Origin of the sequence: Bacillus sp. YBWC18 (assembly GCF_002998775.1) — a bacterium.
GTDB lineage: Bacteria > Bacillota > Bacilli > Bacillales > Bacillaceae > Bacillus.
Genome location: NZ_PVRI01000001.1, coordinates 527750 through 550760 on the forward strand (window position 1 = coordinate 527750; position 23011 = coordinate 550760).

Sequence of the window (23011 nt, forward strand, 5' to 3'; positions counted from 1 at the left end):
AAAATGATCTTGATTTTAGCCCTTTGTCTTCTTTTCATTTTCAGCGTAATAGAAAACCTTTGAAGTCTAGGAAGGACGAGCACTGGCGCGGAGCGAATTTGACATTCGTGAGCACCAGCGCACAGGGCTGACAAAGAATGCAAGGGTTTGTCTACACGCTGAAGCACAGCCATATGGCTGTGCTTTCGTTTATGCTTCAGCAGTCATTGCTTCTAGTTTATCTTTCAGCTGTTCAAGCGTTTTCTTGCTTGATTGGATGAGAGATTTAGGGAAATCTTCGCCTTCGCCGTATTCAACACCGTGCGGATAATAATGTTTTCCAAGTAAAGGTGTTAGAAGCTGTATGTGTGCTCTTTTGGAACCAACATCTCCTTCGGTGGCGTAGCCGGAAATCCGTAAATAAAAGGTTCCCTCTACCATGTTATACTTTCTGTCGTACGTCACACGCTCATAATCCCATTGATCGGCTCGTACAAATCCTTCACTTTCCATGATGAAATCTAATTTATTTAAGTCAGCTGCTACCTTTTCAATCCCCGTACCTTCAAACTTCACCCAAAACCCCTCCTTATAAAAATTCCCTTTACTGACAATCATAGTATGAAAGCGTTAAACTTTCAACTGTGAAAGGTATGTTCTTTTATAACCTGGTTACAGTAATAAAGAAAATAACAGATGGAGGAATCGATGTGAAAACGAAAAAAATCAAAGATATTATGACAAAAAAAGTAGTGACATGCCAGCAAGACGACAATACGTATGAAGCGGCAGTCAAAATGAGAGACGCGGACATTGGGGCCATTCCGGTGGTTGACGGAGATCAGCTCGTTGGCATAGTGACAGACCGTGACCTTGTACTCAGAGGCATTGCAGAAAAAAAGCCAAACTCACAGGAAGTGGGCTCGCTGATGACGAAGGAAGTACTGACAGCTGAAGAAGATGCAACGCTTGAAGAAATTGTCCGGCTCATGTCAGAGCACCAGCTCCGCCGCATTCCTGTTGTGAAAAATGGCGCATTAACAGGGATTGTCGCTCTTGGAGATTTATCAGTCGAAGATTTATCAAATGATCGCGCGGGAGATGCACTGACAGAAATCTCTCAACAGGATCAAGATCACGGGCAAGGATTTCTTCATTAAGAGGGGCATATTTTAAATTCGTGTTAAATAGGCTGTATTGTCGTTGATAAATGAAGCGAGTTTTGTTTAAATGACAGTAGAAGGTACTTTTTGTACCTTGCCAATTTAACGGAGGTGTTTATTTGAAAACTGTGCTCAAAACACTCCTCATCCTCCTGATTATATCTGGAACGTACGTTCTGTTTATTCAATATGGATCTTCACCAGAAAAAGAAAACAGCAATGAACCGAAGGTGTCTAATGAAGAAACATCTAGCGATAAGCCGATCAACATCCCGAAAAAGGGGCTCATGTCCTTTATGGGGAAATCTTCAAACGAAGTGCTTAAACAGCTGGGAGAACCAGATCGCATTGATCCTTCCGCATATGATTATGACTGGTGGATATACAACCAATCGAAGAAGCACTATATTCAAGTAGGGGTAAAGGATAGTAAAGTGGTGACCCTGTTTGCAACAGGAGACGGGCTCAATGTCGAACCGTTTAAAATCGGTCAAGCCACAAGTGAAGTATTTAAAAAAACACAAATTGCACCTTACATTCATGTAGAGGATGAACAAAATTCATACCGCTTTGAATTCTCAGAAGATGATATGAATACAAGACCCACTGTGAAAGTGGGAGATGATGTGTATGTTCAGCTTTACATGGATAAGTTTGAAAGCACTCTTTCAAGTATCAGGGCGTTTAACGCAGATACATTTGTGAAACAAAAGCCATATGAGGTCGTCTATCGTGGTCAATTGATAGAACCTGAGGCAATATCAGGTGAAAAATGGAAAGAGATCGAAGCTTCCAGTCAAAAACAAATTTTTGATATGACCAATATTATCCGTCATAAGTACAAACTGCCGACCTTAAGGTGGGATGATGAAACCTCTGAAGTGGCATTCATGCATAGTGAGGACATGAAAGAGAGTCATTATTTCTCCCATGAATCTAAAAAATACGGTACGCTGAAAGACCGGTTAGAAAGAGGCGAGGTGGCATTTCAGCTCGCAGGTGAAAACATTGCCTATAATTATGTAGATGGACCTGCAGCGGTAGAAGGCTGGCTCAATAGTGAAGGTCACAGGAAGGCGTTATTAAATAAAGATTACACACACCTTGGCGTAGGTGTGAAAGAAAAATATTACACCCAAAACTTCATCAAGAAAACATCTTAAACGAAAGCAGCTGCACAATCGCAGCTGTTTTTTTGATTGAAAAAGAGGCTCACCAAAATAGCTGCTGGTGTATATAGTATAGTAGGCATTTGTATGGGGGGTGAGGATATGACAAACAAACAAAAACAAACATCCATTGATGAATTTAAACAATTCGTCAGACGCCATCCGAAGTTAATTCAAGAAGTGCAAACGCAAGAAAAAAGCTGGCAAAGTGTATACGAAAATTGGATCATGTTTGGTGAAGAAGACGATATGTGGTCTCCTTATAAAGGCGGTAAAGAAGAAAAAGCCTCTAAGCCAAGTGAATTGGGAAAAGCAGATTTTATGTCTAAAATGGTTTCTGCTGTGAAAAAAATGGACGCTGATCAAATGAATGAACAAATCAACAAAATGAGCCAGTCTATTTCCTCTTTACAAAGCTTACTCGGACAATTTTCATCAAATGGCTCAAAGAAAGGTTCATCTGGAGGCAGTCAGCACCCATTCTCCTTCAGGAAAGATTAATTGAAAGGGGATGCTTTTGGTGCGGAAAGAAGTACAGGAGTTTGTCATGGCCGAAGAGGATCGAATCAAATTCATCAGACAGCGTCCTCTCTGGTACAGACAGCTGACTCGACATCCTGAAAAGCTATCGTCCTTTGAATTAGATAAAATGAATTTTTACGAAAAAACCATTCCTCATCGTGTGAGTCAGTTGAGCAACAGTGTCCAAATGGCTGAAATGATGATTCAAATGTTCCAAGCAATGCGCAATCAAAATGGAGCCGGGTGAGGCTTTTTTGAGTTGATTAAGATGTCTATTTCCTGAGCATCCTATAAAAGTAGATGAAAGGAGAATCAGAAGATGAAATGGATGCTGTCAATATGCGCATTGCTTTTTCTTGTCACCGGGTGTCAAAGTCAACATGGAGAGAAGCAAGTCACGAAGCAAGATCCAGCTGTACCAGTGATGCAGCAAGCCGAAAGCGAAATGAAGCAGCAAGGCTTTTTAAAATACAAAGTGCAGGGGTCTTCTGTCTATATAGAAAGTACACTACAAGATTTTCATCTTGAACCTTCGCGTCTAAAAAAGAATGAGAAGACGGGATATTTTACAGTGTATGTAGACGGAAAACGTGCAGGCAATGAGTATACTGCTGCATTTGTGGTCAAGCATCTTTCAAAAGGAAAGCATAAAATGACCGTTGTGCTCAATTCCCGTCATCCAGAATATAAGCAGAAAAGAGAAACATGGGATGTATTTGTCACGTAAAAGCATTTTCTGATCCATAGGTTTCGTGGTAAACTATGAATTGGAGGTGCAACATTTATGTATGCGACAATCGAATCTGTGGAGCTCCAAGAGGAAGCGAATCAATTGGCTGCCATGATTCTTCAGTCGGAGGAGGCTGAACATTACCGCAACTGCTTTAAGCGTCTCCAGCAAGACGAAGAAGCCCAACAAATTATTGCCCATTTTACAAAAGTAAAAGAGCAATATGAGGATGTGCAGCGGTTCGGCAAATACCATCCGGACTATAGAACGATCTCAAAGGAAATGCGTGAGGTCAAAAGAAAGTTAGATCTTCACGATACAGTGGTTGATTTCAAAAAAGCAGAAACAGCGATTCAATCCATCTTAGATGAGATTAGTATTGAAATCGGTCAAGCTGTATCAGCATATATCAAAGTTCCAACAGGGAACCCATATTTTGATGGTCTATCATCATGCGGCGGTGGCTGTGGATCAGGTGGCAGCTGTGGCTGTAAAGTATCTTGACGAGACTTGAATGTCTCGTCTTTTACATAATGACTGAAAAGAATTGAAAAAGCGGCAGGTGAAAAGATGGAAACCAAACGTCAAGGGATGGTCGTTTGGCTGCATTCGTTAAAGCAGTCAAAGGCGCTAAGAAAATTTGGAAATGTTCACTATATTTCAAGGAAAATGAAGTATGCAGTGATCTATTGTGATATGAATGATCTCGAGCGTCATATGGCTAAGCTCAGCTCATTGCCATTTGTGAAGCGTGTTGAGCCTTCATATAAACCTTTTATTAAATTAGAGTACGAATCCAAATTGGACAAAGCAAAAGAGTATGATTATAAAGTGGGCTTTTAAAGACACAAAAAAATCCCCGCGGCATCACCCGCGGGGTCCTTCTATTCTTAATGATTCATTAAGGAGAAGGCAAAGGGAGAGGAGAAACCGGAGGAAGAACTTATGGGGAAACGTAAGTCTTCTCCGCGGTTGGCAACAGCACCACATCAGATGCTGTTATAAATAGTATGACCCCGCTTTCCTTGATCTATACATAGAAAATGAATGAAAATCCTTGCATTGTCCCCTGCGGAGTGTTGTGGTAAGATAATGTTGAATTTTTTGTCATAAACAATAACCAATAGAAGCAAGCAGAAAAAGTGGTGGGAAAATGAGAGTCATCTCTGGAACGAGAAAAGGCCGCACACTTAAAGCGGTACCAGGTCAATCAACAAGACCGACGACAGATAAAGTAAAAGAATCGATATTTAATATGATCGGCCCGTATTTTGATGGCGGATGGGCCCTTGATTTATTTGCGGGAAGCGGTGGTTTAGGAATTGAAGCGCTTTCCAGAGGATTCGATCATTGCATTTTCGTTGATCGAGATATGAAGGCAATTCAGACGATTAAAGGAAACCTTAATCAATTGTCGCTGCTCGATCAAAGTGAAGTGTTTCGAAACGAGGCAAAGCGTGCACTCTCAGCCGTTGTGAAACGAGAGGAATCCTTTCAAGCGATCTTTCTTGATCCGCCTTATAAAGATCAACAGCTGAAAGCACTTCTTGAAATGATTGACGAGCATGCCTTATTAACAGATGACGGCGTGATCGTGTGTGAGCATGATAAGGACGTCACACTGCCAGAGGAAGCTGGACAGCTTTACATATCAAGACAGGAACTGTACGGGTTGACTGGTATTACGATCTATAGAAAGCGGGGAAATTAAAGCATGGGAAATATAGCCGTTTGTCCGGGTAGCTTTGATCCAGTCACATTGGGCCATTTGGATATCATCAAAAGAGGTGCAAAGATCTTTGATGAAGTGTATGTATGTGTACTAAATAACTCATCCAAACAACCGTTATTTACCGTTGAAGAACGGTGTGAGCTCATTCGCCAGGCGACGAAGGATCTGCCAAATATCAAAGTTGAATCCTTTCACGGTCTGCTTATTGATTATGCGAAACAAAAAGAAGCCAAAGTCATTTTACGCGGATTAAGAGCTGTGACGGACTTTGAATATGAAATGCAAGGCACATCAATGAATAAAGTGTTAAACGATGAAATTGAAACGTTTTTCATGATGACCAACAATCAATATTCCTTCTTAAGTTCCAGCATTGTCAAAGAAGTAGCGAAATATCATGGATCAGTCAAAGATCTTGTCCCAAAAGAGGTAGAAGCAGCGCTGAAAGAAAAATTTAAAGGATGAGTGCACCGTGCACTCATCCTTTTTTAAATTTCTGATAGTATAGCGCGATATACAAGATCAAGCTGCATAGCGTGATCAATGGGCCAGCTGTCACAAGCTGATTCCAAAGCACACTGCTATACACGACGACCTGCTGGCTTGCTTCAAAGGCACCTGCTGGGAGAGCCATGTCAGATCGAGAGACATAAAGAGGCTTGAACAATAAAAAGGCAAAAACAGCTGCATAAATTCCGTGAAGCAAACGAGCGAAGAAAAACGGTTTAAAGCGTATATCTGTTGCCGCCAGAATGCCGGCGACCTGAGCTTGAACAGAAAACCCGCTGAATCCTAATATAAAGCTGACGACAATCGTTTTAGCAAGAAGGGTGACTTCCTGTGACCCTGTCAGCTGACTTCCTAATGTGATTTCAAATAAACCGGCAATCATCGCAAGATCTAATTCTGGCGGAAGATGCATCGTTTGCAGCATATATCCGATCCCTATGGATAAGAGGTCCGTCACATGAACAACTGACAGCATTTTACTAAATACAGAAAATAAGATAATAAAGCCGCCAATCATAAAGAGAGTTTGGACTGATGACATCACCGCATCACTTAAAATTTGGCCGAGCGGTCTTTTCTCTGCGAGTCTTGCTGTATGAAGAGCGCTGAATGCCTCTTGAAACGGTGGGAATAAAAATCGCTTACGGCTTCTCAGATGTGCATCATGCCGCGCTTTATATCCCCGCATCGTCACACCAACAGCGAGATTCCCTAAATAATGTGCGCATGCCAAAACAATCCCTAAAGCTGGATGATGAAAAAAACCAACAGCCACCGCACCGAAAATAAACAATGGATTCGATGAATTTGTAAAAGAAACGAGGCGCTCTGCTTCGATTTGTGTCAGTTGTCCTTCCTGCCTGAGTCTTGTGGTTAATTTCGCACCAGAAGGGAAGCCTGATGCCATTCCCATTGCTAGGACAAATCCCCCTACACCAGGCACTCGAAAGATGGGGCGCATAAATGGCTCTAATAATACCCCGACAAATCTGACAATCCCGAAACTAATTAATAGCTCGGACAAAATAAAAAAAGGAAGCAATGATGGAAATACAACCTCCCACCACATTGCAAGTCCATTTTTAGACGCTTGCAAAGAGGCTTGTGGATGTGTAATCACAGTGGCTGTTAAAAAGATAAAAAAAGCAGCGATGAACAGAGTGTTCCATTTTTTCATGGAGATTTCGCCCCTTGCTGTTATGATCTATTGGCGAGCTCGTGATCAAAAAAGAAAGACACTAGCCGAGCCTGTCTTCTATTACTATACGAGCAGAAGAGGCATGTTTAGACCAATAGATTCGTATATATGCATAGAAAAGAGGAGGGTGGATTTTCATGAGGCGACCAGTCATTGGACTTGCGTTAGGCTCCGGGGGTGCGAGGGGAATGGCGCATATCGGAGTTTTATCTAGTCTTGAGAAACAAGGAATTCAGGTAGATATGATCGCTGGCAGCAGTATTGGCGCACTTGTTGGGAGCTTTTATGCGGCAGGACAAGACGTAGAAAAAATGAAAAAACTTGCACTTGTCTTCAGAAGAAAGTATTATGCTGACTATACACTGCCAAAAATCGGTCTTTTAAAAGGGAATCGAATGTTGCAGCTGATTCACACGTTTACATATGGGAAGAAATTTGAAGAATTAAGAATGCCCCTTGCGGTGGTTGCCTGTGACCTCGAGACAGGGGAGAAGGTCGTGTTTAAAAAAGGGTCTGTTTCACAAGCAGTCAGAGCAAGCATCAGCATTCCGGGCGTGTTTGTTCCTCATGAAATGGGCGGCAGACAGCTAGTCGATGGAGCGGTTGTTGACCGCATTCCTGTGTCTGTTTTAAAAGAAATGGGCGCAGACCTCATTATCGCCTCTGATGTATCAAGGGTGAAAAAAACAGAAAAGGCGACGAGATTATCGGATGTGATTATGCAAAGTTTGGACATCCTTCAAAATGAATTGGTCCGTCATCAAACCATTCACGCTGATGTCATGATCCGGCCGAGGCTTGAAACATTTAGCTCGAGTGCATTTACACAGGTGCAGGAGATGATTGAAGCAGGTGAGCTCGCCGCAGATCAACTAACAGGTAAACTGAAAGATGTCATTGATAAATGGGAGTGTTAATCGAATGAAAAAATTGAATATTCGCTGGCTCAGCTTTTTTGTCGTTATCCTTGTATTATTTGGCTTAACCTTTGTCAAACTGCCATATTACGTGACAAAGCCGGGTGATGCAACCGAGATTGCTCCCCACATTCAAGTAGACGGCGGATATGGCGAGAAGGGCAGCTTCTCACTTATGACGATAAAAGTAGGTCCAGCCAATCCGTATACGTATTTGCTTGCGAAAATGAATAAATATGACGAGATCGTCCCGGAAGAAAATATTAAAGCGGACGGGGAGTCGGATGAAGATTATATGAAAAGACAGCTTCAGCTGATGAAAAGCTCTCAAGAAAATGCCATGATTGCAGCGTATACAAAAGCAGGCAAAAAAGTAGATTATACGTTTAACGGGGTATATGCAAGCTACGTGATGAAAGGAATGCCTGCTTACGGCAAAATTGAAGTGGGCGACCGAATCAAAAGCGTTGATGGCAAGACCTATGATTCTGCTGATAAAATGGTTTCGTATATCAGCAGCAAAAAAGCAGGTACATCTGTCCGTTTTGTCCTTGAACGAAATGGCAAAGACATCACGGAGAAAGTGACGTTAAAACCATTTAAAGAAGAGCCGAATCGAGTTGGAATCGGTGTATCCTTATTTACAGATCGAAATGTGAAAGTCTCGCCTTCCATTAAGGTGGATATTGAAAATATCGGCGGCCCATCAGCAGGTCTCATGATGTCACTTGAAATTTATAACCAGCTGACAAAAGAAGACGAAACACATGGCTATGCGATTGCGGGAACCGGGACGATTGACGCCGATGGAACGGTCGGTCCAATTGGCGGAATCGATCAAAAGGTCGTGGCGGCAGATAAAGCCGGAAAAGATATATTCTTTGCACCAAACGATAAAGGTGATTCAAATTCAGACTACCGAAATGCTGTCAAAACAGCGAAAGATATTAAAAGTGATATGAAAATTGTGCCTGTAGATACGATGCAAGATGCCCTGAACTATTTAAACAAATTAAAAGAGAAAGCATCTTAATCAAAGAAGAGCAGCCTTCATCAAGGCTGCTCTTCTTGTTAAGACTGGAAGAGACCAGTCTCTTCATCATATCGGATCGGTGAGGTTTTAAACTCCGCTTCCGTTAAGTCCGTTTGCATTGGCTCACTAACGGGCAGGCTGAAGACGCGGGACGCGCGAATATCAAGATCAAGTGCGGGATGTGAAAAGGCAGACAGCTTGCTTATGAGCGGCACGTCCAATTCTTTTTTCACAAGAGATAAGTATTGCTGCCCTTTCTTTGACATACCAAGTAAACGAATGTAAGGCGCTTCTCTCTCTTTCAGCAGCTCATGCATGGCACTCTTTTTCACCCTCATTAAGAGATGTGTATTCATCCGCTGCAGCCTTGTCCACGTATATCGTTTTGTTTTCACAAGAGATAGATATTCCTCGTAGGAGGACGCATGTGAAATCGCCTTTTGCATGCGGTGTTCGATGCCTTCTTCGATTTCATAGATGCCTTCTAGTTCTGCTGTATCCATTGTGTGAAAGACTTGTTTTAAGAAGCTAAAGTAGGCTTCTTGTGTATGTAAAAGACCATAAGAAGAATGATAGTCATGTAATTGCTTGAGCGTAGCTTCTGGGAGATATGGGGCGACTGTTTCAAATGTGCCGTGATCTTTTAAGGCTTTTCGTATACTTGTTGCGCTTGCGATTTTCTGATTTTTAGGAAGTTCTTCATCATGATAACCAGATGAAATCCTTTGAGAGGTAAAGGGCTGCATGTGAGGGGATCTCTCCAAGATGGCTTTGACATAATGGAAACCTAAAATGTTATTTGGCTTGGACAGATCCAGTAACTGGTTAGGATCAATCACCTCTTGAAACGCAGCTGCTGCAGCTGCTGGATAACTAAGGCCTTCTTTCACCTTTTCTTTTGTGAAAAGGTCAATTTCTCCTTTTTTCTCATGCCAAGCATGAGCCGTTCGCTCAAATGCTTTAATGTCACCATCCTCGCTGCCGAAAAAAAGGGAGCGGCATTTTAAAGCATCTAGAATCGCCACAGCACCGTTTGCAAAGGTTTCTGCCTTTTGCACTGCGTATATGTATGGAAGCTCACACACAATGTCTACACCGTTTTGCAGCGCCATTTTTGTCCGCGTCCATTTTGAGACGATGGCAGGCTCACCGCGCTGGAGGAAGGAACCGCTCATGACGGCAATGGCAACATCTGAGGAGGTATGTGTTTTCGCCTGACGAACATGATAGGCATGTCCATAATGAAATGGATTATACTCGACAACGACTCCTGTTGCTTTCAATAGATGTTCCGCCTTTCTTGCTATGGTTAAATGGTCTATGCTACAGTAGCATAAGGGAAAAATGAAGCCCATTTTTTTCAGTGTAGGCATTCCGCGAACTGATGTCAAACAACCCTCTGACATCACAAAGGACTGTAAAGAAAAAATATTGACAAATAACATGATGAAAGCTATAATCATGTTTGTTGCTCTTAGAGGTGATACAATTGAAATGGACAGTTTATCAGTTACATCAAAAAGCTAAAAACAGCTTCGATTTTCATGAGACGGTTGACTTAAATGAACTTACTAGCCTTCATTCAGATATACGTCGCATTTCACCGGTAGAGGTGAAAGGGACTGGAGTGATCGAATCAAAGCAAGTCGCATTTGATTTAACCATCACAGGTGAAATGACATTGCCTTGTTCAAGAACGCTTGTTGATGTAAATTATCCATTTGCGATTTCAACGAAAGAACTATTTGTACTTCATAAGACAGACGATATAGAAGATGAAGACGTTTCTATTGTAGAAGACGACATCATCGACTTAACGCCTATAGTCAAGGAAGAAATTCTTCTTGAAGTGCCGATGCAAATCTTTTGCGACCAAACGGATGTAAAAGGTGCTGCACCACAAGAAGGGGATGACTGGGCGGTCATTTCGGAAGATGCACATCAAAACCGAATTGATCCGCGTCTGGAAGGCTTGAAGAAGCTCTTAGAAGAAAATAATGAATCTTAACTCTTTAAGGAGGTGGGAATAATGGCTGTACCTTTTAGAAGAACTTCTAAAATGAAAAAAAGATTGCGTCGTACGCATTTCAAACTACAAGTACCTGGTATGGTAGCTTGCCCAGAATGCGGTGAAATGAAAATTTCTCATCGTGTCTGCAAATCTTGCGGAACATACAAAGGCAAAGACGTAAAAAGCAACTAATGCTTGATAAAAAAACGTGAGGGAATCTTCCCTTGCGTTTTTTTATTTGTCTATTTTTTAGGTTTCTCTCCTGCAAATAGTCTATCTACTCTAGTAGGCGCATATGATGTGGTATTCAGATTCAGGGGGGATGATCAATTGACGATTACAAGGCAGGACGCATGGACACAAGATGAAGATTTACTTTTAGCAGAAGTCGTCTTAAGGCACATTCGAGATGGAGGAACGCAGCTTTCCGCATTTGAGGAAGTCGGGAAAGCATTGTCAAGAACAGCTGCAGCATGTGGTTTCAGGTGGAACTCATACGTTAGAAAACAATATCAGGCAGGCATAGAGCTGGCGAAAAAACAGCGGAAAGAACTGCGTAAAAAATTAGGTATTCATTCCTCTGGTTTACCACAGCATGCGTTAACCATAGAAGAGAAGACATCTTCAATTCAGGCTGAATTGACCCTTCGAGAAGTGATTCAGTTTTTAGAGCAGCTTGAAAAAGAACCTGATGGACCTGCTCATTTACGCGAGGAACTGGCAGATGCACAGCATCAATTGAAGTCACTTACAGAAGAAAATGAACACTTGAAGCGGCAATTAAAAATGACAGAAGAAGATTACCGGGCACTCATTGGTATTGTTGAAAGAGTCAAACAGAATATCAGCTTAAAAGAATATGCTAAATAAAGAGACGCCCCTCACAGAGAAAGGAGGGGCGTTTTGTGATCAGTCTTTAAGCGGATTCACCTGTATTTTTTTGAATATGAGCGGGCTCCCAGATGAGTGGATTTTCACCCTTATCACGCTCCATATCATATTTTACTGCTTCAAAGCCCATTTTATCCCAAAAACCGGCTGATTTGACGCGCGGATTGGTCCGAATTGGCAATCCGAACGATTTGGCGAATTCAACAAGTGCTTCGCCGTACCCTTTGCGCTGATACCCAGGAAGCACTTCCAGCTTCCACAGCTCTAAATAATCATGGTTGTGGTTAAAATACGTTGTCGTTGAGCCGTCCACTTGATAAAGGCTCATACGTGCCACTAGCTTATCTCCAAAATAAATCCCGTAAAATGGAGAGTTGCTGTCATTTTCAATCATATTGCTTTCAAGGTCTTCAAGCATGGATAGCTCTTGTATGCCGTATTCCTTAAATTGTTTAAATTCCTCTAAAGTTTTGTAATTAATTAGAAGTCGTTTTACTTGTGCCATATGATCTTCCCCCTTACACACATAATGTCGACAGTGATGTCATTGAAGGCGTTTTCATCCCATCCGCCTCGAAAAGTTTTTACACTTATTATTATAGTTTTTAAATTAAAAAAATTCAATCATAGCGCGCCATCTGCTTTTTGCATCACGACATGAACCTGTTACAATAATTGATATAATGAAGTAAACAGAAAAAGGGAAGTGCGGCAGTTGAACATTGGAATCATTGGCGGCGGTGCGATTGGTCTGCTTTGTGCTAGTTATTTATCACAGCATCATGACATCACGGTCTTTACAAGAAGAAAAGAGCAGGCAGAAGAAATTCGAGCATCAGGCATTCAGCGAACAGTAAAAGGAGAAACATGTCAGGCGGCTGTTCATGCACAGACAGAAATAACAGGAGTATTTGATTTGCTCATCGTGACGGTGAAATATCATCATTTGCAAGATGTGCTCGATGAATTATCGACATTACCTCGTCAGCGTATCTTATTTTTACAGAACGGAATGGCTCACTTATTAGATTTGGAGAATTGGAAAACGGCACATTCATTATATATAGGTGTGGTAGAACACGGGGCAATGAAGATGTCAGATCATGCAGTGAACCATACAGGTATTGGTGTCATCAAGTGGGGGGCATTTCAGCATGAGGAAGCAGCTGATATAAAAAATGCATTGAATGAGACATCATCTCATTTTCAAATGATCTATACGGATGAATGGAAAAAGGTGCTGGAGGAAAAACTGCTTGTCAATGTCTGTATTAATCCGCTGACGGCTTTGCTGCATGTGAGAAACGGGGAATTGATCGCAAACCCCTCATATGAATACATGATGAAATGTGCATTTGATGAAGCGGTATCCATCTTGGGATTGTCTGAAAAAGAGCGGCTCTGGCCTTATGTCATCTCTATTTGTGAGAAAACGGCTGCTAATCAGTCGTCTATGCTTCAAGATATAGTGAAAGGCCGCCAAACCGAAAGAAAAGCCATCGTTGGCTATCTTTTAAAAAAGGCTCAAGCTCAAGAGATTCTGGCGCCACATCTCACTTTCTTTTATCGAAGCTTGGAAGTATTGGAAAAAAAGCAAACAAAATCTTTTGAGTGAGATCATTTACATGCTATACTTTTTTCGGGAAACTAACTATTTATTGAAGAAAGGAAGTTCTAAACATGCAATTGACTGAACTTTCCATCCGAAGTCAGAATTTATTCATACGTGATTATATAGAAGAAAAAAAAGAGATGACGACTTTTTTTGATTATGATATACATTCTGAGCACACATGGAAAAAGAGATACGACGATCTCATGGAAATGAGCTTCCCGCGCGAGGCTTTAGCGGATTATATGAGCGCATACCATGCAAAGTTTGAATCGGAAGCGATGCGTCAGAACATTGAAAAGATCCGTGATGAACGGAGTGTCATGGTGGTTGGAGGACAGCAGGCTGGTCTATTAACAGGACCGCTTTATACCATACATAAAATCATATCCATCATTCAGTTTGCAAAAGAAAAAGAAACAGAGCTTGGGGTCCCTGTGATTCCAGTCTTTTGGGTAGCCGGTGAGGATCATGACGTAGATGAAATTAATTTTGTGTACACGTCTGGCGAAAAAGGTCCAGCTAAACAAAAGCTGCCATTACATAACGTCAAAAAAGCGGCTGCGAAAAGAATCCCGCTTGATCAAGAAAAAACCGAGAAATGGCTCCGTGATGTGTTTTCAACATATGAAGAATCTGAGTACACCAATGACTTGCTCGATCAGCTTCTTCGATGTTTACGCAAATCACAAACCTTTACTGATTTCTTTGAATGGATTGTATGCGACCTCTTTGAAGAAGATGGGCTGCTTTTATTTAATTCAGGCGACTTAGGTGTCAAACCGCTTGAGCGTGCGTTATTCAAGCACATTGTCGAGACAAATGATGCAGTCACTACTCGCTTAAAAGACACGCAGGCTGCCATGAAGCGAGCAGGATATCAGCCGATCATTGAAGCTGGTGACAATCAGGCAAACCTATTTTACGAATATGATGAGGAACGTTTCCTAATTGAGAAAGAGAACGGCCGGTTTTCTATATCAGAAGTGGGGCTTACATGGACAAAGGAAGAGCTTCTGCAGGAAGTTGAGGAGCACCCAGAACGGTTTAGCAACAATGTGGTGACGCGTCCCTTGATGCAGGAAACCCTTCTCCCAACACTTGCTTTTATGGCAGGACACGGTGAGGTTAACTATTGGGGAGAACTGAAAGGAATCTTTGAGCATTTTAAATTGAAGATGGCGCCTGTTCTTCCGAGACTGCATGTGACCATTCTTGAAAGGCACATCAACAAGAAACTGCCGGTTAGAGAACTGTCGGTAGAAGAAGTGCTGACAAGCGGAGTGAATGAAAAGAAAGAAGCGCACTTTGAACAAAGTCTTCCAGACAGCTTTGTTCAAGCAGTTCAACAGGCCAAACGTGAATTAGCGAATGCTCATGGCGTGATGAGACAAGAAGCACTGGAGATTGAACCAAACTTCGAGCAGCTGCTAGATAAAAATGCCAAATTTATCGAAGACCAGCTTCAATTTGTTTATCAAAAGGTGGCGCAGCGTGTGGAAGAGAAGGAAGGATATATCCTTCGGGACTTTGAACGGATTGAAAATAGTTTAAAACCACTGGACGCCCCGCAAGAAAGAATTTGGAATATCATGTATTTTTTAAACAAATATGGACCAGAATTCTTCAAAACGTTCAAAAATCTGCCATTTTCATTTCAAAACAAGCAACAAATTGTCAAACTTTGAAATAAAGTTTTAATGAACCCTGACTAGTTCAGGGTTTTTTTTTATGTAGAAACAGTGTAGAATAAGTTTTGTGGAGAGAAGTGGTGGATAGTGGAGAGTAAGGGTGAGAAAGTGGGGCTCTGATTATCATGTTCATGGGTGAATACCAGCATACGATTGATACAAAAGGGCGCATGATCATCCCTGCTAAATTTAGAGACGGTCTCGGAGAACAGTTTGTGCTGACGAGAGGGCTTGATCAATGTTTATTTGGCTACCCTATGAGTGAGTGGAAACTAATCGAAGAGAAACTCAAAGCACTACCGCTAACGAAAAAAGATGCACGTGCGTTTACCCGGTTCTTCTTCTCTGGCGCAGTCGAATGCGATCTGGACAAGCAGGGGCGTATAAACATCGCATCAAACCTACTCCAATATGCAAAACTCGAAAAAGAATGTGTGGTCATCGGCGTTTCAAATCGAATTGAGTTGTGGAGTAAGTCGATCTGGGAACAATATACAGAAGAGCAAGAAGATTCTTTTGCTGAAATTGCTGAAAACATGATTGGATTTGATATATAATAATCCCTTGTGCAGCAAGCTTTCTACACATTCATTTCTATTTGAAAAAGGTGGGACCATAACATCATGTTTCAACATGAGACAGTATTATTAAAAGAAACAGTTGACGGTTTAAACGTAAAAGAAGACGGTACATATGTGGACTGCACGCTGGGCGGAGCAGGTCATAGCTCATATTTACTATCTCAATTATCAGAAAAAGGAACATTGATTGGATTTGATCAAGACGATGCTGCACTGGATCATGCACGAGAGAAGCTCGCGGATGCTAAAGCGAACATTCTTTTCATAAAAAGCAACTTCCGATATTTAAAAGAACGTCTGAATGAACAAGGTATTACAAGCGTAGACGGTGTGATTTTTGATCTTGGGGTTTCATCTCCTCAGCTCGACACACCAGAGAGAGGCTTTAGTTATCACCATGATGCACCTCTTGACATGCGAATGGATCAATCAGCTGCATTGTCGGCAAAAAAAGTGGTAAATGAATGGCCATTTGAAGATCTAGTTCGGATTTTCTACAAATATGGGGAAGAAAAATTCAGCAAGCAAATCGCACGCAAAATTGAAGAAGCAAGAAAAAAAGCGCCAATTGAAACAACGGGTGAGCTTGTCGACATTATCAAAGAAGGAATTCCGGCACCTGCAAGACGAACTGGCGGACATCCAGCGAAAAGAGTGTTTCAAGCGATCCGAATTGCCGTAAATGATGAATTGAAAGTATTTGAAGAAGCACTAGAACAAGCAATAGAGTTACTCAATCCGAAGGGGAGAATTTCTGTCATTACATTCCATTCACTTGAAGACCGGATTTGTAAAAGTACATTTAGAGAAATGTCTTCTCTTCCAGAACTTCCGCACGGACTACCAGTGATTCCAGAAGGACTTGAACCAAAGCTGAAGCTGATCACGAGAAAACCGATCGTTGCATCAGAACAAGAGCTGGAACATAACAACCGTGCCCGTTCAGCGAAGCTCCGAATTGCAGAAAAAAAGTAAAACGACACCATAGATGATGATAAAAAGGAGGTTTCTTATGAGTAATTTGGCTTATCAAAGAGAAGTGAAGCAACATCAAACAGAGCAGCAAGGCCAATCGGTTGTCATTAAAAGAAGAGGTTCTATCACACTTGGTGAAAAAATCTTACTTGTCATGTTTGTCATGGCTCTTATGTGCAGCTCCATTCTCATCATTTCTAAAGCCTTTGCTGTCTATCACGCCAATATTGAAGTGCAGAAATTAGAACAGCAAGTATCTTTAGAATCGAAGAAGATCACTGAGCTTCAAAAGGAAAAAGACTTGCTGAGTGAACCAGAAAGAATCATCGAAGCCGCAAAAAAAGCAGGCCTAAGCATATCGAAAGATGTTAAGCAGGTCGATTAACATGGCGATGCCTAAAAAGAATAAAATGATGAACAGAGGCGCGGCAATTGCAAGTATTTGCTTCGCCCTGTTTTTCTTTATCATCCTAGCACGTTTTATCTATATTCAGATTACAGGAACGGTTGATGGACAAGTGTTAGCCGCCAAGGCTAATGAACAATATCAATCGAAGAAAACACTTGAAGCCAAAAGAGGGTCTATTTTAGACCGGAATGGAAATGTGATTGCTGAGGATACATCTGTGTATAAGCTTATTGCGGTCATGAGCAAGAAAATGACAGTGGACCCTAAGCACCCAATGCATGTCGTCGATAAAGAAAAGACGGCAAAAGAGCTCTCAAAAGTTATCGATATGAGTGAAAGCGAAATTTTAAAGCGTCTCAATACAAAAGATGCATTCCAAGTTGAGTTTGGTAAAGCGGGGAAAGATATTAGTTTTTCAACGAAGGAAAAAATTGAAAAGCTAAAGCTTCCAGGGGTCGCATTTGAAAAAGACACGAAGCGATATTATCCAAACGGCATGTTTGCTTCTAACCTGATCGGTTATGCCAGATTAGATGAGGCGACAAAGGACATGTCAGGTGCAATGGGACTTGAGAAGGCACTGAACAAATATTTAAAAGAAAAAGACGGCTATGTGACATATAACAGTGACAGAAGCGGATGGGCCTTGCCGAATAGTAAAGAAGACATTGTCGCCCCGAAAGACGGGAAAAATGTCACGCTGACCATCGATCAAAAAATTCAAGCGTTTCTTGAAGAAAGTATGACGCAGGTTGCCAAAAAGTATAAGCCGAAGAAAATCATTGCCACAGTCGTTGATCCGAAAACTGGAAAGGTTCTCGCGATGGGGCAGCGGCCAAGCTTTAATTTAAATGAACTAGACATTACGAATTATAACAATGATGTCATTTCATATGCGTTTGAACCAGGTTCGACGATGAAGATCTTTACCCTCGCTGCGGCGATCCAAGAAGGGGTCTACCAAGGCAGTGACAAATATCAATCTGGTACTTATAAAGTAGGCGGCGGCCTTGTGAGAGACCACAACAACGGAAATGGCTGGGGGAAAATTGACTTTCATCAAGGGGTTCTCCGCTCATCAAACGTGGCCTTTGCAAAGCTGGCGAAAGAAAAACTAGGCTTCACACGATACGAACAATATTTGCAGAAGTTCCATTTCTATGACAAAACGGGGATTGACTTGCCGAACGAAGCGTCTAGCAAAATCAATTATAGATACGAATATGACAAAGCATCGACGGCTTATGGTCAAGCGTCAGCCATCACACCGATTCAACAAATCGAAGCAGCCACAGCGATAGCAAACGGCGGAACAATGATGAAGCCATATGTCATTGACCATATTACAGACCCGAATACAAACAAAACGATTTTGCAGCACGAACCAACAGCAGCAGGAAAACCGATTTCATCTGATACAGCGAAGCAAGTTCGCGACATTTTAGGTGAGGTTGTTTCCTCAAAAATTGGAACAGGTCAGCCTTACCAAATCAAAGGATTCGACGTTGCTGGAAAAACAGGAACGGGGCAAATTGGCGGTGCCGGCGGTTACCTCCAAGGAAGAAACGATTACGTCTTTTCATTTATGGGAATGGCGCCAAAAGATGATCCGAAGCTGCTTGTTTATGTAGCTGTACAGCAGCCGCAGCTGTCTGAAACAGAAACAGGGTCTGCCCCGGTTTCTCAAATCTTTAACCCTGTCATGAAAAATAGTCTGCTATATTTAAATATTGCACCAACAAAAACAGACGATAAAAAATCAGGCGAACAAAAAGTGAAACAAGAAACGATGCCTTCATTCCTGGATTTAGAAGTGAAGCAGGCAGAAACAGAAGCCAAAAATAAACACTTAGCGCCTGTTGTCATCGGCGACGGCCTCTCCATTAAACGCCAGTGGCCGAGTGCGGGCTCTGAATTCTCTGAAAGCCAGAAAGTCTTCTTGAAAACAGCAGGGAAAACCATTAAGATGCCTGACATGACAGGCTGGTCCAGAAGGGAAGTCCTTCAATATGCTTCGATTTCCGGTGTGCATATAGAAACAAATGGACAAGGATATGCTGTGAAACAAAGTGTCAAAAGTGGAGCGGAGATTTCAGACAAAGTCATCACTGTGACATTTAAAAGCCCAAATTAACTTTAAACCTAGCAAACCGCTTGCTAGGTTTTTTCTTTTGCTCCAGCTGAATATCACGGTAGCGTTCTACAAAAGGACGGGCCTGCATATGATGAAAACAAGCCATATGTAAGGAGTGAACCGGGCGTGCGAGTGTCAAGTGTAACAGTGAGAAAACGATTGCTTTTCGTGCTGCTGTTTGGGGTGATCATTTTTTTCATCATAGATACTAGATTAGGATATGTGCAGTTTATTATGGGCGAGAAGCTGACAAGCTTAGCAAAAGATTCATGGAGCCGAAACCTTCCATTCGAACCGGAAAGGGGAGATATTTTGGACCGGAATGGGGTAGAGCTTGCGACGAACAAAAGTGCCCCATCTATATTGGTCGTCCCTCGGCAAATTAAAGATCCCGCAGAAACAAGCAAGAAATTGGCAGCAGTACTGAATATGTCTGAAGAGAAAGCGTACAAGCATGTCACGAAGAAAACATCAATTGAACGAATTTCTCCTGAGGGCAGAAAGGTATCTCATGAAAAAGCAAAAGAAGTAAGAGAGCTTGATTTAGAAGGCGTGTATGTAGCAGAAGACAGCATCAGACATTATCCGTTTGGCAGCTTTCTTTCACATGTACTGGGCTTTGCTGGAATCGATAATCAAGGTTTACTTGGACTGGAAGCCTACTATGACGATGACTTAAAAGGCGAAAAAGGCTCTGTAAAGTTTTATTCCGATGCAAAAGGGCAGAAAATGCCAGATGAAGCAGACGATTATACACCACCTAAAGATGGTCTTGATATGAAATTAACAGTCGATTCAAAAGTACAAACCATCATAGAACGAGAATTAGACAACGCGCAGGCAAAGTATAATCCAGATGGTATGATTGCGATTGCGATGAATCCGAAAAATGGCGAAGTGCTGGGAATGTCAAGCAGACCAGATTTTGATCCAGCTGACTATCAATCAGTTGACCCAAAAGTGTTTAACCGAAATCTTCCGGTGTGGAGCACATATGAGCCGGGTTCGACCTTTAAAATTATTACACTTGCAGCAGCATTAGAAGAAAAGAAAGTAAATTTAAAGCGCGATTCATTTTTTGACAGCGGATCTGTGACAGTTGATGGTGCAAGACTCAGGTGCTGGAAAAAAGGCGGGCACGGATCACAGTCATTTTTGGAAGTGGTTCAAAATTCCTGTAACCCCGGCTTTGTAGAGCTAGGAGACCGTCTTGGGAAAGATAAATTATTTTCCTATATTAAAAATTTCGGATTTGGCCAAAAAACAGGAATCGACCTTCAAGGGGAAGGGCGGGGGATTTTGTTCCCGCTTGATCGTGTAGGTCCTGTAGAGCAGGCGACCACGGCCTTTGGGCAAGGTGTATCTGTTACGCCGATTCAGCAAGTAGCTGCAGTAGCAGCTGCGGTAAATGGCGGGACACTTTACACGCCTTATATTGCAAAAGAATGGATAGATCCAATCACAAAAGAGGTCGTGAAAAAGCAATCACCGATTGCCAAAAAGAAAGTGATTTCAGCAGAGACATCTAAAGAAATCAGGTTTGCACTTGAAAGTGTAGTCGCCCAAGGAACTGGCCGAAATGCATTTGTTGAAGGGTATCGGGTCGGCGGAAAAACAGGAACAGCACAGAAGGTAAAGGACGGAAAGTATATGGAGAATAACCACATTGTGTCGTTTATCGGATTTGCGCCTGCAGATGACCCAAGTATTGTAGTCTATGTGGCTGTGGATAACCCAAAAGGCACCATTCAATTTGGTGGTACCGTGACCGCACCAATTGTTGGTCATATTATGCGGGACAGCCTGCCTGAGATGGGTGTGAAAAAAAGAAAAGGCCAAATTGAAAAGAAGTATCAGTGGCTGGACACAAAAACCATTGAAGTACCGAATCTTGTAGGGGGATCCGTTTCAGATCTTGAATCCCTCTTGATCAACCTAAAGATCGATGCCTCAGGAACTGGCAGTAAAGTAGTGAAGCAATCACCTGCTGCTGGGACAAAGGTTAAAGAAGGCTCCACGATCAGATTATACTTAAACGATGAATAATAAAGAATGAACAGAGGGTAGCCGCACTCATTCGGCTGCCTCTTTTTGTTGAAAGAGAAGAACCGTTTGAAAAAAAGAGTCCAAAGTGTGTTTTTTCCAACAGAAACTTAAGGAATACGCTGGATGTATCCTTTTTTTTACGATAAAATATAGACTGTGTGTTTTTTTCACAAGACATGCACGTGAACGAATTTGAGAGGTTTGATATGAAAATGAAATTACAAGAACTGCTTACATACTTTAAAAGTGAAAACAACGAATTGATAAACGAAAATCCTGATATCACTTCCATTGAAATGGATTCAAGAGAGGTGAAAAAGGGAAGCCTTTTTGTCTGTATAAAAGGCTATACAGTAGATGGACACGATTATGCTGAAAAAGCGGTGAAAAGCGGGGCTGCAGCAATTGTAGCGGAACACCCTCTTAACATAACAGATGTACCAGTCATTATTGTGAAACACTCTCAAAGAGCACTTGCAAGAATAGCTGATGCGTTTTACGAACAGCCCACTCATAAGCTGAATCTCATCGGGATCACAGGCACAAACGGAAAAACCTCAACAACACACATGATCGAACAAATGATGAGAAAAGCCGAAAAGAAAACAGGCTTAATCGGTACGATGTATATGAAGGTGAATGATGACATTCTCGACGTGAAAAACACCACACCTGAAAGTGTCACACTTCAGAAAACGTTTAAACAGATGCTTGATCAAGATGTAGATACAGCCATTATGGAAGTATCATCACATGCACTCCATCTTGGCAGGGTGCATGGATGTGATTATGATATTGCTGTTTTCACAAACCTTACACAGGATCATCTTGACTACCACAACACAATGGAAGAATATAAACACGCGAAAAGCTTGCTATTTTCTCAGCTCGGAAGCGCCTTTCATCATAATAAACCCAAGCATGCGATTTTAAATGCAGATGATGAGGCTTCGAGTTATTTTGAAAAAGTCACAGCTGCTGAAGTCATGACGTATGCCTTAGAGCAAAAAGCAGATGTCATGGCAAAGAATATTCAAATTATGCCAAAGGGAACTCAATTTGATTTGGTCACTCCAATCGGCACCAAGAATGTGACGGTTGCCCTCGTCGGAAAGTTCAATGTGTATAATATCCTGGCAGCTGTATCAGTCGGGATCGTATCTGGCTTAACGTTTGAGTCGATCGTTAGTGCGATTGAAGAGCTGGAGGGAGTCAAAGGCAGATTTGAACTTGTAAACTGCGATCAAGATTTCCCTGTCATTGTCGATTACGCGCATACACCTGACAGTTTAGAAAATGTCCTCACAACGTGTAGAGAATTAACAGAGGGCAAAATTTTCTGTGTGATTGGCTGCGGCGGCGACCGTGATAAAACAAAGCGTCCTCAAATGGCCCAAATCGCTGTGAAATATGCAGATGAACCTGTATTTACATCAGACAACCCAAGAAGCGAAGATCCTTCAGCCATTTTAAAAGATATGGAAAATGGGGTGCCAGACGCATATTATCATAGCTTTGTGAATCGGAAACAAGCCATCTTCTTTGCCATTGCCAATGCGAAAAAAGGCGATACAGTCTTAATAGCGGGTAAAGGCCATGAGACATATCAAATCATTGGCGATCAAGTCTATGACTTTGATGATGCAAAGGTTGCAGTTGACGCTATTTTAGATCTAAACAAATCTTAAAATGATGAAAAGAGTGTAAT

At 41.8% G+C, this 23011-nt stretch carries 26 protein-coding genes; 22 read left to right on the forward strand and 4 right to left on the reverse strand.

The genetic code is table 11. The features are described from left to right. Positions 1-189 precede the first annotated feature (189 nt). Entirely contained in the window at positions 190-555 is a 366-nt protein-coding gene (locus C6348_RS02805; protein ID WP_060596179.1) for a YugN family protein, read from the reverse strand. Between the two features lie 161 nt (positions 556-716). Here C6348_RS02805 and C6348_RS02810 point away from each other — a divergent pair, with 161 nt between their 5' ends. The 9 genes from C6348_RS02810 to coaD all read left to right on the forward strand — a co-directional run bounded on the left by C6348_RS02810 (position 717) and on the right by coaD (position 5760). Next, a complete protein-coding gene (locus tag C6348_RS02810; RefSeq protein WP_034663862.1) occupies positions 717-1139 on the forward strand; it encodes a CBS domain-containing protein in 423 nt (140 codons plus the stop codon). A gap of 122 nt (positions 1140-1261) precedes the next feature. After that, entirely contained in the window at positions 1262-2305 is a 1044-nt protein-coding gene (locus C6348_RS02815; protein ID WP_106041795.1) for a CAP domain-containing protein, read from the forward strand. A gap of 108 nt (positions 2306-2413) precedes the next feature. Next, entirely contained in the window at positions 2414-2812 is a 399-nt protein-coding gene (locus C6348_RS02820; RefSeq protein ID WP_106041797.1) for a YlbD family protein, read from the forward strand. 19 nt (positions 2813-2831) lie between these two features. Next, positions 2832-3080 (forward strand): YlbE-like family protein, encoded by a 249-nt coding sequence (locus C6348_RS02825; RefSeq protein WP_034318044.1) that lies wholly within the window; start codon positions 2832-2834, stop codon positions 3078-3080. 72 nt (positions 3081-3152) lie between these two features. Next, positions 3153-3560 carry a hypothetical protein gene (locus C6348_RS02830; RefSeq protein WP_034662597.1) on the forward strand — a complete coding sequence of 136 codons (408 nt, stop codon included), beginning with the start codon at positions 3153-3155 and terminating at the stop codon, positions 3558-3560. Between the two features lie 57 nt (positions 3561-3617). Beyond that, positions 3618-4067, forward strand: a complete 450-nt coding sequence (gene ricF / locus C6348_RS02835; protein WP_007499807.1) for a regulatory iron-sulfur-containing complex subunit RicF — start codon at positions 3618-3620, stop codon at positions 4065-4067. A 66-nt stretch (positions 4068-4133) separates the two neighbouring features. Next, positions 4134-4406, forward strand: coding sequence for a YlbG family protein (locus tag C6348_RS02840; protein WP_003212137.1), 273 nt, complete (start codon positions 4134-4136; stop codon positions 4404-4406). A 280-nt stretch (positions 4407-4686) separates the two neighbouring features. Further along, complete coding sequence (gene rsmD, locus C6348_RS02845) at positions 4687-5274, forward strand: 16S rRNA (guanine(966)-N(2))-methyltransferase RsmD (RefSeq protein WP_258182064.1); 588 nt, start codon at positions 4687-4689, stop codon at positions 5272-5274. A gap of 3 nt (positions 5275-5277) precedes the next feature. Beyond that, positions 5278-5760 (forward strand): pantetheine-phosphate adenylyltransferase, encoded by a 483-nt coding sequence (gene coaD, locus C6348_RS02850; RefSeq protein WP_034662590.1) that lies wholly within the window; start codon positions 5278-5280, stop codon positions 5758-5760. 13 nt (positions 5761-5773) lie between these two features. On the opposite strand, the gene ylbJ is transcribed toward coaD, so the two are convergent. Continuing rightward, positions 5774-6982 (reverse strand): sporulation integral membrane protein YlbJ, encoded by a 1209-nt coding sequence (gene ylbJ / locus C6348_RS02855; RefSeq protein ID WP_034662586.1) that lies wholly within the window; start codon positions 6980-6982, stop codon positions 5774-5776. Positions 6983-7140: 158 nt separating this feature from the next. Here ylbJ and C6348_RS02860 point away from each other — a divergent pair, with 158 nt between their 5' ends. Beyond that, positions 7141-7920, forward strand: a complete 780-nt coding sequence (locus C6348_RS02860; RefSeq protein ID WP_034662583.1) for a patatin-like phospholipase family protein — start codon at positions 7141-7143, stop codon at positions 7918-7920. Positions 7921-7924: 4 nt separating this feature from the next. Next, positions 7925-8953 carry a SepM family pheromone-processing serine protease gene (locus tag C6348_RS02865; protein WP_034662581.1) on the forward strand — a complete coding sequence of 343 codons (1029 nt, stop codon included), beginning with the start codon at positions 7925-7927 and terminating at the stop codon, positions 8951-8953. 38 nt (positions 8954-8991) lie between these two features. On the opposite strand, the gene C6348_RS02870 is transcribed toward C6348_RS02865, so the two are convergent. Then, on the reverse strand, positions 8992-10236 hold the full coding sequence (locus C6348_RS02870; protein WP_189293900.1) for a nucleotidyltransferase: 1245 nt from the start codon (positions 10234-10236) through the stop codon (positions 8992-8994). A 206-nt stretch (positions 10237-10442) separates the two neighbouring features. Between C6348_RS02870 and C6348_RS02875 the strand changes: the two genes are divergently transcribed. The 3 genes from C6348_RS02875 (at position 10443) to gerR (ending at position 11834) form a co-directional block, all read left to right on the forward strand. Further along, positions 10443-10961 carry a YceD family protein gene (locus C6348_RS02875; protein WP_106041801.1) on the forward strand — a complete coding sequence of 173 codons (519 nt, stop codon included), beginning with the start codon at positions 10443-10445 and terminating at the stop codon, positions 10959-10961. A 21-nt stretch (positions 10962-10982) separates the two neighbouring features. Continuing rightward, complete coding sequence (gene rpmF, locus C6348_RS02880; RefSeq protein ID WP_008354700.1) at positions 10983-11156, forward strand: 50S ribosomal protein L32; 174 nt, start codon at positions 10983-10985, stop codon at positions 11154-11156. Positions 11157-11294: 138 nt separating this feature from the next. After that, positions 11295-11834 (forward strand): sporulation-specific transcriptional regulator GerR, encoded by a 540-nt coding sequence (gene gerR, locus C6348_RS02885; protein ID WP_106041803.1) that lies wholly within the window; start codon positions 11295-11297, stop codon positions 11832-11834. Positions 11835-11880: 46 nt separating this feature from the next. On the opposite strand, the gene C6348_RS02890 is transcribed toward gerR, so the two are convergent. Then, entirely contained in the window at positions 11881-12360 is a 480-nt protein-coding gene (locus C6348_RS02890; RefSeq protein ID WP_003211702.1) for an N-acetyltransferase, read from the reverse strand. Positions 12361-12570: 210 nt separating this feature from the next. On the opposite strand from C6348_RS02890, the gene C6348_RS02895 reads away from it, so the two are divergent. The 8 genes from C6348_RS02895 to C6348_RS02930 all read left to right on the forward strand — a co-directional run bounded on the left by C6348_RS02895 (position 12571) and on the right by C6348_RS02930 (position 22991). Further along, complete coding sequence (locus C6348_RS02895) at positions 12571-13470, forward strand: 2-dehydropantoate 2-reductase (RefSeq protein ID WP_106041805.1); 900 nt, start codon at positions 12571-12573, stop codon at positions 13468-13470. A gap of 65 nt (positions 13471-13535) precedes the next feature. Further along, the gene (gene bshC, locus C6348_RS02900) at positions 13536-15155 is read left to right on the forward strand and encodes a bacillithiol biosynthesis cysteine-adding enzyme BshC (protein ID WP_106041807.1); all 1620 of its coding nucleotides are present in this window, start codon (positions 13536-13538) and stop codon (positions 15153-15155) included. Positions 15156-15283: 128 nt separating this feature from the next. Continuing rightward, positions 15284-15715 (forward strand): division/cell wall cluster transcriptional repressor MraZ, encoded by a 432-nt coding sequence (gene mraZ / locus C6348_RS02905; RefSeq protein WP_003211163.1) that lies wholly within the window; start codon positions 15284-15286, stop codon positions 15713-15715. Between the two features lie 66 nt (positions 15716-15781). Further along, a complete protein-coding gene (gene rsmH / locus C6348_RS02910) occupies positions 15782-16714 on the forward strand; it encodes a 16S rRNA (cytosine(1402)-N(4))-methyltransferase RsmH (RefSeq protein ID WP_034662564.1) in 933 nt (310 codons plus the stop codon). 37 nt (positions 16715-16751) lie between these two features. Then, positions 16752-17099, forward strand: coding sequence for a cell division protein FtsL (gene ftsL, locus C6348_RS02915; RefSeq protein WP_106041808.1), 348 nt, complete (start codon positions 16752-16754; stop codon positions 17097-17099). A gap of 7 nt (positions 17100-17106) precedes the next feature. Further along, positions 17107-19257 carry a penicillin-binding protein gene (locus C6348_RS02920; RefSeq protein WP_223251520.1) on the forward strand — a complete coding sequence of 717 codons (2151 nt, stop codon included), beginning with the start codon at positions 17107-17109 and terminating at the stop codon, positions 19255-19257. 126 nt (positions 19258-19383) lie between these two features. Then, on the forward strand, positions 19384-21303 hold the full coding sequence (locus C6348_RS02925; RefSeq protein ID WP_106041812.1) for a stage V sporulation protein D: 1920 nt from the start codon (positions 19384-19386) through the stop codon (positions 21301-21303). Positions 21304-21515: 212 nt separating this feature from the next. Beyond that, on the forward strand, positions 21516-22991 hold the full coding sequence (locus tag C6348_RS02930) for a UDP-N-acetylmuramoyl-L-alanyl-D-glutamate--2,6-diaminopimelate ligase (protein WP_060596403.1): 1476 nt from the start codon (positions 21516-21518) through the stop codon (positions 22989-22991). The last annotated feature ends 20 nt before the right edge of the window (positions 22992-23011 follow it).

Coding starts and splice junctions, on each gene's coding strand:
- mraZ (WP_003211163.1), top strand. CDS start 15,284: ATGTTCATGGGTGAATACCAGCATACGATTGATACAAAAGGGCGCATG.
- rpmF (WP_008354700.1), top strand. CDS start 10,983: ATGGCTGTACCTTTTAGAAGAACTTCTAAAATGAAAAAAAGATTGCGT.
- C6348_RS02930 (WP_060596403.1), top strand. CDS start 21,516: ATGAAATTACAAGAACTGCTTACATACTTTAAAAGTGAAAACAACGAA.
- ricF (WP_007499807.1), top strand. CDS start 3,618: ATGTATGCGACAATCGAATCTGTGGAGCTCCAAGAGGAAGCGAATCAA.
- C6348_RS02920 (WP_223251520.1), top strand. CDS start 17,107: ATGCCTAAAAAGAATAAAATGATGAACAGAGGCGCGGCAATTGCAAGT.
- ylbJ (WP_034662586.1), bottom strand. CDS start 6,982: ATGAAAAAATGGAACACTCTGTTCATCGCTGCTTTTTTTATCTTTTTA.
- C6348_RS02865 (WP_034662581.1), top strand. CDS start 7,925: ATGAAAAAATTGAATATTCGCTGGCTCAGCTTTTTTGTCGTTATCCTT.
- C6348_RS02830 (WP_034662597.1), top strand. CDS start 3,153: ATGAAATGGATGCTGTCAATATGCGCATTGCTTTTTCTTGTCACCGGG.
- bshC (WP_106041807.1), top strand. CDS start 13,536: ATGCAATTGACTGAACTTTCCATCCGAAGTCAGAATTTATTCATACGT.
- C6348_RS02810 (WP_034663862.1), top strand. CDS start 717: ATGACAAAAAAAGTAGTGACATGCCAGCAAGACGACAATACGTATGAA.
- C6348_RS02890 (WP_003211702.1), bottom strand. CDS start 12,360: ATGGCACAAGTAAAACGACTTCTAATTAATTACAAAACTTTAGAGGAA.
- C6348_RS02840 (WP_003212137.1), top strand. CDS start 4,134: ATGGAAACCAAACGTCAAGGGATGGTCGTTTGGCTGCATTCGTTAAAG.
- C6348_RS02820 (WP_106041797.1), top strand. CDS start 2,414: ATGACAAACAAACAAAAACAAACATCCATTGATGAATTTAAACAATTC.
- coaD (WP_034662590.1), top strand. CDS start 5,278: ATGGGAAATATAGCCGTTTGTCCGGGTAGCTTTGATCCAGTCACATTG.
- rsmH (WP_034662564.1), top strand. CDS start 15,782: ATGTTTCAACATGAGACAGTATTATTAAAAGAAACAGTTGACGGTTTA.
- ftsL (WP_106041808.1), top strand. CDS start 16,752: ATGAGTAATTTGGCTTATCAAAGAGAAGTGAAGCAACATCAAACAGAG.
- C6348_RS02860 (WP_034662583.1), top strand. CDS start 7,141: ATGAGGCGACCAGTCATTGGACTTGCGTTAGGCTCCGGGGGTGCGAGG.